Source organism: Micromonospora sp. WMMC264 (genome assembly GCF_027497275.1).
GTDB classification, from domain to species: Bacteria; Actinomycetota; Actinomycetes; order Mycobacteriales; family Micromonosporaceae; genus Micromonospora; species Micromonospora chalcea.
Window position 1 is genome coordinate 3,683,354 of sequence record NZ_CP114907.1, and the last position, 12,807, is coordinate 3,696,160.

Annotated in this window: 10 protein-coding genes; 6 read left to right on the forward strand and 4 right to left on the reverse strand. The window is 73.5% G+C overall.

Annotated features, from left to right (window positions below; translation table 11 throughout):
• Window positions 1-405: 405 nt before the first annotated feature.
• Both O7542_RS15745 and O7542_RS15750 read right to left on the reverse strand, forming a co-directional pair.
• The gene (locus O7542_RS15745; RefSeq protein WP_281604794.1) at window positions 406-2,895 is read right to left on the reverse strand and encodes a DNA topoisomerase IV subunit A; all 2,490 of its coding nucleotides are present in this window, start codon (window positions 2,893-2,895) and stop codon (window positions 406-408) included.
• 32 nt (window positions 2,896-2,927) lie between these two features.
• Window positions 2,928-5,042, reverse strand: a complete 2,115-nt coding sequence (locus O7542_RS15750) for a DNA topoisomerase IV subunit B (protein ID WP_176722910.1) — start codon at window positions 5,040-5,042, stop codon at window positions 2,928-2,930.
• A gap of 289 nt (window positions 5,043-5,331) precedes the next feature.
• Here O7542_RS15750 and O7542_RS15755 point away from each other — a divergent pair, with 289 nt between their 5' ends.
• Window positions 5,332-6,588, forward strand: coding sequence for a hypothetical protein (locus O7542_RS15755; protein ID WP_043325125.1), 1,257 nt, complete (start codon window positions 5,332-5,334; stop codon window positions 6,586-6,588).
• A 41-nt stretch (window positions 6,589-6,629) separates the two neighbouring features.
• Here the strand turns inward: O7542_RS15755 and O7542_RS15760 are convergent, their stop codons facing one another.
• Complete coding sequence (locus O7542_RS15760) at window positions 6,630-7,262, reverse strand: methyltransferase domain-containing protein (protein WP_043325126.1); 633 nt, start codon at window positions 7,260-7,262, stop codon at window positions 6,630-6,632.
• Window positions 7,262-7,699, reverse strand: a complete 438-nt coding sequence (locus O7542_RS15765; RefSeq protein WP_064447467.1) for an Rrf2 family transcriptional regulator — start codon at window positions 7,697-7,699, stop codon at window positions 7,262-7,264. Before O7542_RS15765 ends, O7542_RS15760 begins: the two co-directional genes overlap by 1 nt.
• A 155-nt stretch (window positions 7,700-7,854) precedes the next feature.
• Here O7542_RS15765 and O7542_RS15770 point away from each other — a divergent pair, with 155 nt between their 5' ends.
• The 5 genes from O7542_RS15770 (at window position 7,855) to O7542_RS15790 (ending at window position 12,807) form a co-directional block, all read left to right on the forward strand.
• On the forward strand, window positions 7,855-9,066 hold the full coding sequence (locus O7542_RS15770) for a globin domain-containing protein (RefSeq protein WP_274477965.1): 1,212 nt from the start codon (window positions 7,855-7,857) through the stop codon (window positions 9,064-9,066).
• A 400-nt stretch (window positions 9,067-9,466) separates the two neighbouring features.
• Window positions 9,467-10,684 carry a glycosyltransferase gene (locus O7542_RS15775; RefSeq protein ID WP_113973412.1) on the forward strand — a complete coding sequence of 406 codons (1,218 nt, stop codon included), beginning with the start codon at window positions 9,467-9,469 and terminating at the stop codon, window positions 10,682-10,684.
• Window positions 10,685-10,734: 50 nt separating this feature from the next.
• Window positions 10,735-11,592, forward strand: coding sequence for an alpha/beta fold hydrolase (locus O7542_RS15780; protein WP_113973226.1), 858 nt, complete (start codon window positions 10,735-10,737; stop codon window positions 11,590-11,592).
• A 98-nt stretch (window positions 11,593-11,690) separates the two neighbouring features.
• A complete protein-coding gene (locus tag O7542_RS15785; RefSeq protein WP_043330386.1) occupies window positions 11,691-12,320 on the forward strand; it encodes a hypothetical protein in 630 nt (209 codons plus the stop codon).
• A 103-nt stretch (window positions 12,321-12,423) separates the two neighbouring features.
• On the forward strand, window positions 12,424-12,807 hold the full coding sequence (locus O7542_RS15790; protein WP_187693552.1) for a hypothetical protein: 384 nt from the start codon (window positions 12,424-12,426) through the stop codon (window positions 12,805-12,807).

Consider the following 12,807-nt stretch of genomic DNA (forward strand, 5'->3'; position numbering starts at 1 on the left):
TCGTTGATCATGAAGTTAGCGGCGCTCGGTATCCGTTTTGTCGCCGCTAACCTCATGATCGACCGTGCAGGGCCGAGGTCTTCCGCCAAAACACCCGGAATGTGCCCCATTACCCTGGGGCAGCCCTGCCCCCGGAGCGCCCGGGCGCGTTGATCAAGGAGTTTAGGGACTGCGGAGAGCGCGAAAAGGCCGCTAACTCCTTGATCAACGCGCGATGGGGGTGCAGCCGGGCACACGAGCGCACGGATCCCGTCAGCAGCTCCGGGTGCCCGGCCCGCTGACGCGCTCACCTCGGTGATCAAGGAGTTTAGGGACTGCAGAGGACACGAAGAGTCCGCAAACTCCTTGATCAACGCGTCGGGGCGGGAGGGGGCGGTCTCCCGCCGCCCTCCCCCAGCTGGCTCGTCAGTCGCGATCGATGTGGTGACCCACCACCGTCGGGCCCAGCATCACGGCGAAACCGGAGCCGTCCCGGCGCGGGTCGGCCGGCGGCAGGTCCACCGGGTCGCCGGTCGCGGTCGCGCCCACCGGCCGCGGGCCGATCCAGGCCACCGACAGGTCCACCTCACCCTTGAGGAACCGCTGCGCGCGTACGCCGCCGGTCGCCCTGCCCTTCGCCGGGTACGCCTTGAACGGCGTCACCTTCACCGTGGCGCCGGTCGAGGTGACCACCATCGGCTCACCGTGCGCCGTGTCGTCGGTGCGGATCGCGCCGAAGAACACCGCCCGCGCCCCGGCGGGCAGGTTGATGCCGGCCATGCCGCCACCCTTGAGCCCCTGCGGGCGCACCACCGAGGCGGCGAAGCGCAGCAGCGACGCCTCCGAGGAGACGAACGCCAGTGTCTCGGCGCCGTCGGTCAGCCAGGTCGCGCCGATCACCTCGTCGCCGTCCCGCAACGAGATCACCTCGAACTCGTCGGAGCGGACCGGCCAGTCCGGCGCGCACACCTTGACCACGCCGGCCCGGGTGCCGAGCGCCAGCCCGGGTGAGCCCTGCGCGGACGGCCCCAGCGGGGCCAGCCCGACGACTGTCTCGCCCGGCTCCAGCGGCACCAGTTCCGCAGCCGACATGCCGCCACGCAGCGACACCGTGCCGGACTGCTCCGGCAGCACCGGCAACGGCAGCACGTCGATCTTGAAGGCGCGACCGGCGCTGGTCACCAGCAGCACCCGGCCCCGCGCGGTGGAGTGCACGATCGCGCGTACCGCGTCGTGCTTGACCCGGCCGCTGCGCCGGCGCGCCTCGGCGGCCTCCTCCGACTCGGCCGCGGTCCGCGCCACCAGCCCGGTGGCGGAGAGGATCACCTGGCACGGGTCGTCGGCCACCTCCAGCGGGCCGGCCGGCACCGAGGCGGCGAGCACCTCCTTGAGGTCGCCGTCGACGAGCGTGGTGCGCCGCGGCGCGCCGAACTGCTTGACCACCGCGGCCAGCTCGTCGGAGACCACCTTCCGAAGCACCTTGTCATCGTCCAGGATCTTCGACAGCTCCGCGATCTCGCCGCGCAGCTTCTCCTGCTCGGCCTCCAACTCCAGCCGGTCGTACTTGGTCAGGCGGCGCAGCGGAGTGTCCAGGATGTAGCTCGCCTGGATCTCGGAGAGCTTGAACTTCTGCATCAGGCCGTCCTTGGCGGCCTGGGCGTCCTCGCTGGCGCGGATCAGCTTGACCACCCGGTCGATGTCGAGCAGGGCGATCAGCAGGCCGTCGACCAGGTGCAGGCGTTCCTCCCGCTTGCGCTTGCGGTACGCGCTGCGCCGGGTCACCACCTCGTAGCGGTGCGCCAGGAACACGTCGAGCAGTTCCTTGAGCCCGAGCGTGCGCGGCTGCCCGTCCACGAGCACCAGGTTGTTCACGCCGAAGGACTGCTCCAACGGGGTGAGCCGGTAGAGGTCGGCCAGCAGCGCCTGCGGGTTCACGCCGACCTTGCACTCCACCACCAGCCGGGTGCCGTTCTCCCGGTCGGTGAGGTCCTTGACATCGGCGATGCCGGTCAGCCGCTTGGTCTTGTTCACCTCGTTGGTGATGGCCGCGATGACCTTCTCGGCGCCGACGCCGTACGGCAGCTCGGTGACGGTGATGGCCTGCCGGCCGCGGCTGCCCTCCAGCGGGCCGATCTCCACCCGCCCGCGCATGCGCACCACGCCGCGCCCGGTCTCGTACGCGCGGCGCACCTCGTCCAGGCCGAGCAGCAGCCCGCCGGTGGGCAGGTCGGGGCCGGGCACGAACTCCATGAGCTTGTCGAGCGTGGCGTCCGGGTGGTTGATCAGCCAGCGGGCGGCCTGGACGACCTCGCCGAGGTTGTGCGGGATCATGTTGGTGGCCATGCCGACCGCGATGCCGGATGCGCCGTTGACGAGCAGGTTCGGGAACGCCGCCGGCAGCACCGTGGGCTGGGTCAGCGAGCCGTCGTAGTTCGGCTCGACGTCGACGGTGTCCTCACCCAGCTCGCCGGTGAGCAGCATCGCCTCCCGGGACATCCGGGCCTCGGTGTAGCGCGCCGCTGCCGGGCCGTCGTCCGGCGAGCCGAAGTTGCCGTGCCCGTCGATGAGCGGGACGTTGAGCGAGAAGTCCTGTGCCAGCCGCACCATCGCGTCGTAGATCGCGGTGTCGCCGTGCGGATGGTACTTTCCCATCACATCCCCGACAATTCGAGCACTCTTGACGTGGCCGCGGTCCGGCCGGTGGCCCTGCTCGTACATCGACCACAGGATCCGCCGGTGCACCGGCTTGAGCCCGTCGCGCGCGTCGGGCAGCGCGCGGGAGTGGATGACCGAGAACGCGTACTCCAGGTAGGAGTCCGAGACCTCGGTGACCAGCGGGTTGTCGAAGACGCGAGCGCCGGCCTGGTCGAAGGCGGCCAGATCCGCCTTCGCGCGGTCGTCCTTGCGGCGTGCCATGGTGCGGTTTCCTTCCGAGACGAACCCGTTGGTCAGGCGTCGATGGCGTCGCGGTCGACCCGGTCGGCGGAGTCGATCAGCCAGTTGCGGCGGGGCTCGACCTTCTCCCCCATGAGCAGTTCGAGGATCCGCTCGGCGGCGTCGACGTCGTCGAGCGTGATGCGGCGGACCGCCCGGGTAGCCGGGTTCATGGTGGTCTCCCACAGCTCGTCGGCGTCCATCTCACCGAGGCCCTTGAAGCGCGGGATCGGCGTGACGATCTGCTTGCCGGCCTTCTCCAGCTTGCGGACCGTCGCCTCCATCTCCGCCTGGGTGTAGGTGTAGACGGTCTGCGGGTTGCGCCCCTTCGTGGTGATCTTGTGCAGGGGCGGCATCGCCGCGAAGAGCCGCCCGGCCTCGATCAGCGGCCGCATGTACCGGGCGAACAGCGTGATCAGCAGGGTACGGATGTGCGCGCCGTCGACGTCCGCGTCGGCCATGATGAGGACCCGGCCGTAGCGCAGGGAGGACAGATCGAACGTGCGGCCGGAGCCGGCGCCGAGCACCTGCACGATCGCGGCGCACTCGGCGTTGTCCAGCACCTGCTGGAGGTTGGCCTTCTGCACGTTGAGGATCTTGCCGCGGATCGGCAGCAGCGCCTGGTATTCGGAGGACCGCGCGAGGCGCCCTGTCCCGAGGGCGCTGTCCCCCTCCACGATGAACAGTTCGCTTCTCTCGATGCCCGCGGCCCGGCAGTCGACGAGCTTGGCCGGCATGGCCGCGCCCTCCAGCGCGGTCTTGCGGCGGGCTGCGTCCTTCTGCTGCTTCTGGGTGAGCCGTACCCGGGCCGCGTCGACGATCTTCTGGAGCACCGTCCGGGCCTCGGCCTTGGTGCGCCGGTCGTCCAGCCAGCTCTTGAGGTGCGCCTCGATCAGGCCCTGGAGCACCTTGGTGATGCCGGCGGTGGACAGTTCGTCCTTGGTCTGCGAGGTGAACTGCGGCTCCGGGATGCGCACGTGCACCACGGCGGTCATGCCCTCCAGGACGTCGTCCAGGGTGGGCGCGTCCTCCTTGGGCTTGAGCAGGCCGCGGGCGTTGCGGGCGGCGTCGGCGAGGGTACGCGCCAGCGCCCGCTCGAAGCCCTTGCGGTGGGTGCCGCCGTGGGCGTTGCGGATGGTGTTGGTGAAGCACTCGACGGTGCGCTCGTAGCCGGTGCCCCAGCGGAACGCCACCTCGACCTCGGCGCGGCGCTGCACGTTGGACTGCATGACGCCGTTGGCGTCGGCGGCGTTCTCCCGGTAGGTGCCCTCGCCGGTGACCAGCAGCGTGCCGGAGACCGGCCGGTCGCCGGCCGGGGCGAGGTATTCCACCATGTCGGTCAGGCCGTTGGGGAAGTGGAAGCGTTCCTCGACCGGCTCCTCGCCGGTCTCGTCGCGCAGCCGGTAGGCCACGCCGGGGACGAGGAAGGCGGTGTTGCGCAGCTTGAGCCGGACCGCCTCGGTGTCGAGCGCGGCGCCGGTCTCGAAGTAGCGGGGGTCGTGCCACCAGCGGATCGAGGTGCCGGTGCGCTGGCCGCGCTTCATCGCGCCGACGATCTGCAGGCCGGGACCGGGGGTGAACGGCGCGTCGGGGCCGGCTCCGTCGAAGACGCCCGGCACGCCGTGGCGGAACGACATCGCGTGGATCTTGCCGCCGCGCCGGACGGTGACGTCGAAGCGGCGGGACAGGGCGTTGACCGCGGAGGCGCCGACGCCGTGCAGGCCGCCGGAGGTCTTGTAGCCGGAGCCACCGAACTTGCCGCCCGCGTGCAGGCGGGTGAGCACCAGCTCGACGCCGGAGATGCCGGACTTGGCGTGCACGTCGGTGGGGATGCCGCGGCCGTCGTCGTCGACCTGGACCGAGCCGTCGGCGTGCAGGATCACGTCGACAGTGGTGGCGTGACCCGCGACACCCTCGTCGGTCGAGTTGTCGAGGATCTCGTTGACGAGGTGACCCACGCCACGGCTGTCGGTCGAGCCGATGTACATGCCGGGGCGTTTGCGGACGGCGTCGAGGCCCTCCAGGTGCGTCAGGTCGTCGGCCCCGTAGAGGGTCTCAGGCTGTGCGGTCAACTGGTCGTACTCCCAGGTCTCGGCGGTGTGGTGCCGTTCACCGTGTGACTCCCCCACGATGATCGCCGGGCGCGGCGCGCCGGAGCGAGCCTAGCCGGATGCCCTGACAGGTCGGCGGTACCGGGGCGGTGCGTTGCGCGATCGGCCTCGCGGCCGGGTCCGCGCCGCCGCCGCGTACGGCGGTCCGGCGGGCGGACGGGGCGTCCAGGCGGCACAACGATCCGCACGCCCGATGTCTTCCCCGGCGACCCGTCGCAGGTGTCAGGGCATTGACGCCCGTCACACGCGCGTGATCTGATCGCCATCCCAAAGAATCTTTCACGTTTCGATGTCTGGGAGGTCGGGCATGTCCGTGTTCCGTCGTTCCGCGCTCGCGGCGGCGCTGGCGCTCGCCGCGGTGGCGTTACCCGCCGCCGCGGCGCCCGCCCAGCCGGCTGCCGCCGCGCTGCCCACCGCCGCGGTGGCGCTGGGAGACAGCTTCATCAGCGGCGAGGGCGCCGGGGCGTACGCGCCGGTGGTGGACGTCAACGGGGTGGCCCAGGGCTTCCCCGGCTGGTCCGCCGCCAACGCCAACGCCTACTTCTGCCACCGATCGCCGAACGCCTCGCTGTTCCAGGCGAACCTGCCCGGCATCTCCGCGCGGTTCAACCTGGCCTGCTCGGGCGGCCAGCCGTACGACATCGCGAACGCCTCGTCGACGCGGGCCAAGGGGCGGCAGGTGGCCGCCCAGCTCGACCAGCTCCGGTCGGTGGCCCGGACCCACGACATCGACCTGGTGCTCGTCGGCCTCGGCTCGAACAACAGCTCGTTCACCTTCGGCAGCGTGGCGGAGAAGTGCGCCAACCGGTTCATCGCCGACGCCTGGACCGGCTGGTGGGAGTTCTGGGCGTACCTGGGCGGGCCGGTGGAGCAGAAGCCGTGCACCGACGCCGACCTGGGCACCGCCGCGCAGTTCGCCGCCGCCACCGCGGAGACCACCACGGCGCTGCGGCAACTGCTCACCACGCTGGACGAGATCGACGCCGACGGCCAGCACCGGGTGGTGTTCCAGGACTACACCAACCCGCTGCCGTTCGAGCTGGAGCAGAGCTACTGGACCGAGGACAGCCGGGACGACACCCGGGACAAGTTCCGCGCGCTGGGCGCCGAGCGGTACGCGGCCGGGTGCCCGATCCACCGGGCCAGCCTGGCGCCCGGGCACCGTTTCTCGCAGGGGCTCGGCACGCTGGTCAGCTCGGTGCGCGGCACGCTCGCCAACGAGTTCCCGCAGGACGACCTGGTCTACCTGAACGTGCAGCGCGCGTTCGACGGGGCCCGGCTCTGCGAGTCGACCGGTAGCCCGGGCAACGCCCTGGCCACGCCGATCCGGCTGATGGACGGCCCGACCGGCACGTTCGTCACCAGTCTCTCCGGGTTCGACAAGCTCGACATCCAGCGGATCGCCAACGCCTGCGGCACGTACTTCCAGACCTGCCAGGAGTCGTGGCACCCGAACGCCGCCGGGCACAAGGTGCTCGGCCGGTGCCTGGCCGGGGCGGCGGCCACCGGCGCCCGTACCGTCTCCTGCGTCCGTGCCCCGGACGGCACGGTGAATGTGAGCTGAGCACGCCGGACCGGGCCGGGACGAACCGGCCCGGTCCGGCGTCAGGCCCGGATCGCGGCGCCGAGCACGTGCGGCGAGGCCGGGGCCGGCAGCCCGGTCGGCGGGAAGCGGAAGCGGTCCAGCGCGGTCACCTCGAAACCGGCGGCGCGGATCGCGGCCACCGTGTCCCGGGCGGTGTGGCAGCCGGCGCAGAACAGCGGCCAGAGCGTGGCGTCGGCCAGGCGCTGGGCCCGGCGCAGGCCGGGCGTGGCGGCCACCACGTGTTCGTAGAAGCGCAGCTCGCCGCCGGGCCGCAGCACCCGCCGCGCCTCGCGCAGCGCGACCGCCTGGTCCGGCACCGAGCAGAGCACCAGTGACACCACCACCGCGTCGGCGGCGCCGTCGGCGACCGGCAGTTCCTCGGCCAGCCCGGCGGCGACGGTGACCGGGACCGGGGCGCCCGGCGCGGCGGCGTGGGCCAGCGCGCGCAGGTGGGGTTCCGGCTCGACGGCGAGCACGCCGGTCACGCTCGCCGGGTAGTGCGCGAGGTTGCGCCCGTTGCCGGCGCCGACCTCGACCACCCGGCCGCGCAGCCCGGCGACCAGGCGGGCCCGGTGCCCGGCCACGCCGGCCTGGTCCATGGCGACGCTGGCGCGGGCGAAGAGCCGGGCGAAGATCGGATGGGAGACGGCCATCAGCGACCGGCCGGTGGCGCGCCGAGGCTGAGCAGGAGCGGGCCGGCGGATCCGTCGACCAGGTCGCCGAGGCGTACGCCGTCGAGCACGGCGAGGAAGGCGGCCTGGGCGCGGCGCAGCTCGCCGCGCAGCCGGCACTCCGCGATGAGCGGGCAGACCGGCTGCGCGCAGTTGACCACCTCGCCGTCGCCCTCGAAGGCGCGGACCACCTGGCCGACGGTGAGGTCACCGGCGTGTTCGGCGAAGGCGACGCCGCCGGAGCGGCCTCTGATGGTGACCAGGACGCCGATGCGTTGCAGCCGCTGCACCACCTTGGCGACGTGGCTGCGGGGCAGCGCGAGCCGGGTGGCGAGTTCGTCGACTGTGGCCCGGACCGGGGACGCGGCGGTGAGCATGGCGATCCGCAGCGCCATGTCTGTCGACCGGTTGAGCCTCACGCACCGACCCTAGCCATTCGGTGCCCTCGGCGACACAGGCAGATTCACGGTGACCCATGCCACCGCACTCCCGGGACCTTCGACCCTAAAAGAGGAATCCAGAAATCCTGTTTCGTGGGGATCGACCTGTTCGAGCCCCGGAAGGAGATTCGGTAGTGCTCACGGAATCCTCAGCAGCGATCGTGACCGCCACCCTGCCCGTCGTGCGGGCACACGGCGAGGCCATCACCGGCCGCTTCTACCAGCGGATGTTCGACGCCCACCCGGACCTGCTGGACCTGTTCAACCGGGGCAACCAGGCCACCGGCGCGCAGAAGGCCGCGCTCGCCTCGGCGGTGGTCGCGTACGCGGCGCACCTGACCGGCGACGGCGGCATGCCGTGGGGGCCGGTCCTGGACCGGATCGCGCACAAGCACGCCTCCCTCGGCATCACCGCCACCCAGTACCCGATCGTCGGCCGGCACCTGCTCGCCGCCGTCGCCGAGGTGCTCGGCGACGGCGTCACCCCGGAGGTGGCCGCCGCCTGGGACGAGGTCTACTGGCTGCTGGCCTGCGAGCTGATCGCCCGCGAGGCGCGGCTCTACGCGGGCGCCGGCGTACCGGAGGGCGGTCCGGTGTGGCGGGACTGGCGGGTCACCGGCCGGACCCGGGAGAGCGCCGACGTCGTCTCGCTCACCCTCGCGCCGGCCGGCGGCGGCGCCGCGCCCGGCTTCACCCCCGGCCGGTACGTCTCGGTCGCCGTCGACCTGGACGGCGGCCGGGGACAGCAGATCCGCCAGTACAGCCTCTCCGGCCGTCCCGGCGCCGACCAGTGGCGGATCACCGTGAAGCGGGTACGCGGCGAGGGCGGCGCGCCCGACGGGATGGTCTCCGGTCACCTGCACGAGCGGGTGGCGGTCGGCGACACGCTGCGACTGAGCCCGGCGTTCGGCGAGGTTGACGCGGCCGGCGGCGACGGGCCGCTGCTGCTGGTCAGCGCCGGGATCGGACTCACGCCGGCGATGGCGGCGCTGGCCCACCTGGCCGACCGGGATCCGGGACGCCGGGTGACGCTGGCGCACGCCGACCGCGCCGCCGAGGCGCACGCGCTGCGCCACGAACTGCCGGCGCTGCAGCAGCGGCTGCCGAACCTGGCCCTCCACCTCTGGTATCTCGACGCCGCCGGGGCCGACCTGCCCGGCCTGAAGGCCGAGGTGTCCGCCGGACTGATCGACCCGGACCGGCTCGCGCTGCCCGCCGGGGTGACCGCGCACCTGTGCGGCCCGGTGGCGTTCATGAACCTGGTCCGGGCCAACCTGCTGCGCCGGGGCGTGCCGGGCGAGCGGATCGCCTACGAGGTGTTCGGCCCGGGGATGCTGCCGGGCTGACGCCCGGCGGCGAAACAGGACCTCCGTGGACCCGTTCTTCGGTACGGGGCACGCGTCGATGCCCTGGCCAGGGCCGCGAGCCTCCACAGCGGAGCGGGCGGCGCGCGGAGAAGTCGACGATCTCCTGGTTAGGGGCGCAAGCCGAGGGTACGGGTCCCTCCATGCGCGTCCCCGGCATCAACGCGATCTTCCGGCCCCCACGGAAGCGGTGGACGCCGTCCCACCGGAAGCCGGGGCGCCGGCCACCCGCGTCGACACGCTCGTGGAGGCGGCGCGCCGGCTGACCGAGGGCGCCGACGCCGCGCACCGACTCGGCGCACGGGCACGCGAGGTGGCGAGTAAGCGGTCCGGTCCGGACCGCTTACTCGCCGACTGGGACCGGATCCTGGAGGACGAGAACATGCGCATCGCGATGATTTCCCAGCACGCCAGCCCGCTCGCCGCGCCCGGCGCGGAGGACGCGGGCGGCCAGAACACGCATGTGGCGGAACTCGCGTCCGCGCTCACCGTCGCCGGCCACGACGTCCGCGTCTACACCCGTCGTGACTCCCCCGCGCTGCCCGAGGCGGTCGACGCGCCCGACGGCTATCAGGTGTGCCACGTGCCGGCCGGTCCCGCGCGGCGGGTGCCGAAGGCCGACCTGCTGCCGTACACGGGCGAGTTCGGGGGCCGGCTGGCCGACACCTGGCGGCGCGGCGGCTGGACCCCGGACGTGGCGCACGCGCACTTCTGGACGAGCGGGCTGGCCACCGTGCACGCGAGCCGTCGCACCGGCGTGCCGACCGTGTTGACGTACCACTCGCTCGGCACGGTCAAGCGTCGCCACCAGGGCGTGCCGGACACCGGTCCACCGGGGCGCGCCGGTTACGAGCGGGCGCTCGGCAGGGCCGTGGACCGGGTCGTCGTGCAGTGCTCCGACGAGGTCGCCGAACTGGTCCGGATGGGCGTACCCCGGTCCCGGATGGCCCTCGTGCCGTCCGGCGTCAACGAGGCGGTGTTCCGCCCGGACGGCCCGGTCGCGCCCCGCGACCCGGCCCGCCCGCGCATCCTCACCGTCGGGCGGATGGTCGAACGCAAGGGCTTCCTGGACGTGGTCCGGGCGCTACCAGCGGTGCCGGACGCGGAGTGCGTGGTGGTCGGCGGCCCGCCGGCCCACCTGCTGCCCGCCGACACGTTCGCCCGCCGGCTGTCCGCGCTCGCCGACTCGTGCGGCGTGGCCGACCGGGTACGGCTGCTCGGCGGCGTGCCGCGCGAGGAGATGGCCGCCTGGTACCGGTCGGCGGACGTGCTCGTGGCCGCACCCTGGTACGAGCCGTTCGGGCTCACCCCGCTGGAGGGCATGGCCTGCGGTGTGCCGGTGATCGGCACGAACGTGGGCGGCATCGCCGACAGCGTGGTGGACGGGCTCACCGGCGACCTGGTGCCGCCGCGTGACCCCCGCGCGCTGGGCACCGCGCTGCGGCGGCTGCTCGGCGACAACGTGCGCCGGTTCGCGTACGCCACCGCCGCGCTCGACCGCGTCCGCAGCCGGTACTCCTGGAGGCGCTGCGCGGAGCAGCTCGTCGCCGTCTACGGCGCGCTGACGACCGCGGCCCGGCCCGCACCGGCGGTGGCGTGAGGCGACCCCTTGCTACCCACCGGTAGGGTTCGGGCCGTACCCTGATCCGGGTGAGCGGGGACTACATCCAGGAGTTCGTGGACGTCGACGGCGCGCGCATCGGCGTGCAGGTCTACCCGGAGCCGGCCGGTCCGCCCGGCGCGCCGGTGGTGCTGATCTGGCCCGCGATGGGTGTGCGCGCCCGCTACTACCGGCCGTTCGCCGCCGCGCTGCGCGAGGCCGGGCTGGCGGTGATCGTGGCCGACCTGCGCGGCACCGGCGAGAGCACCCCCGCGCCGTCGCGCGCCTGCCGGTACGGCTACCAGGAGATGGCCGCCGACGTCGGCGCCGTGCTCGACGCGCTCAAGCCCCGGCTGGACGGCCGCACCCGGCTGCTGCTCGGGCACTCCCTGGGCGGTCAGGTGGCGGTGCTGCACCAGGCGCTGGACGACGACGACCGGGTGGACGGGCTGGCCCTGGTGGCGGTGGGGCTGCCGTGGTGGCGGACGTACCCGGGTCTGCGCGGGTGGGGCGTGCTGCCGTACACCCAGGGGATCGCCGCGACGGCGCGGCTGCTCGGCGTCTGGCCCGGCTGGGGTTTCGGCGGCCGGCAGGCCGCCGGCGTGATCCGGGACTGGGCGCACACCGCCCGCACCGGCCGGTTCCCGGCGCTGGACGGGGTGGACACGGAGGCCGCCGTGCGGCGGATCCGCACGCCGGTGCTCGCGGTCAGCGTCGACGACGACCAGTACACGCCGCACGAGACGCTCGACCACCTCTGCGGGAAGCTGGCCGGCGCGCCGGTGACGCGGCACCGCTACACGGTCGCCGAGGCGGGCGCGCCGCTCGACCACTTCACCTGGGTACGCGCGTCGGCGCCGCTGGCCGCCCGGATCGCCGCGTTCGCGGGCACGCTCCCCCGCCGCTGAGCCGAGCCGGCACGCTCCCCGCCGGTGAGCCACGCCCGGGCGTGAGTCGCCCGATCGTGGGTATGCCGCACCGCCCGAACACGGCGGAGGGGGATCTGATGTCAGAACGGCACACCACGCTGCGCTCGATGCACGACCTGGGCCTGGCGGCCTGGTTCGGCGGTTCCCTGATGGGGGCGCTGGGCGTGAACGGCGCGGCGGCGCGGATCAACGACACGACCGAACGGCTGCCGGTGGCCTCGGCCGGGTGGGCGCGGTGGACGCCGGTCAACGCGGCGGCGATCGGGGCGCACCTGGCCGGCGCGGTCGGTGAGCTGGTCACCGAGAGCCCGCGGATGGCCCGCCAGGCGGGCGTGGGGAAGATGAGCGCGGTGAAGACCGCGCTGACGGTCGGCGCGCTGGCGGTGACCGGTTACAGCCGGTTGGTCGGCAGGCGGCTGGAGCGGGCCGGCGGACCGCCGGTCGAGGGGACCACCGAGCCGAACCACCACACCCCGGCGAACGTCGCCGCCAGCCAGCGGCAGATGAAGCTGCTCCAGTGGGCGGTGCCGGCGATGACCGGCGCGCTGGTAGTGGTGTCGGCGTACATGGGTGAGCAGCAGAAGCCGGGGCAGGTGTTCCGGGGCATGCTGGACCGCGCGGGCGGGCTGATGGCCGCGCCGAAGAACATCGGCAAGGTCGCCGCCGTGGGCGCGGCCGGCCGTCACCTGGTCGGGGCGACCCGCTGACCACCGCGCGGCCGACGACCCACATCGGGGTGGGTCGCCGGCCGCGCGGTGCACCGGGACCGGACCGGCCACGCCGGTGGCCAGCAGCCAAGGTGAGGTGACCATGACCAGCAGGGACCGCCCGGGTACGGGCGACGGGCGCGGGCCGGAGTCGGCCGCGCCGTGGGGCAGCACCGGCGGCTTCGACGCCGACCCGCCGTGGGGCGCGGGCGACGACGACCCGATGGACGAGGGCAGCGAGGAGACGGCGGTGCCCGAGGGACGGCTCGGTGAGCGCCGGGCGGCCGGCGCAGGACGGGGCGGGCCGAAGACGGGCCGGCACGGGTTCGGGACCGTCGAACCCACCCGGACGCCGGAGGCCGGGCCGGGCGCGCCGCCGGACCCGGCCCCGTCGGCGCGGACGTTCCCGGACGACCGCGCGGACGGCGACCTCGGCGACAACGCGCTGGAGGAGGCGACCGGGATGCGTCCGGAGACGCGTCAGTGA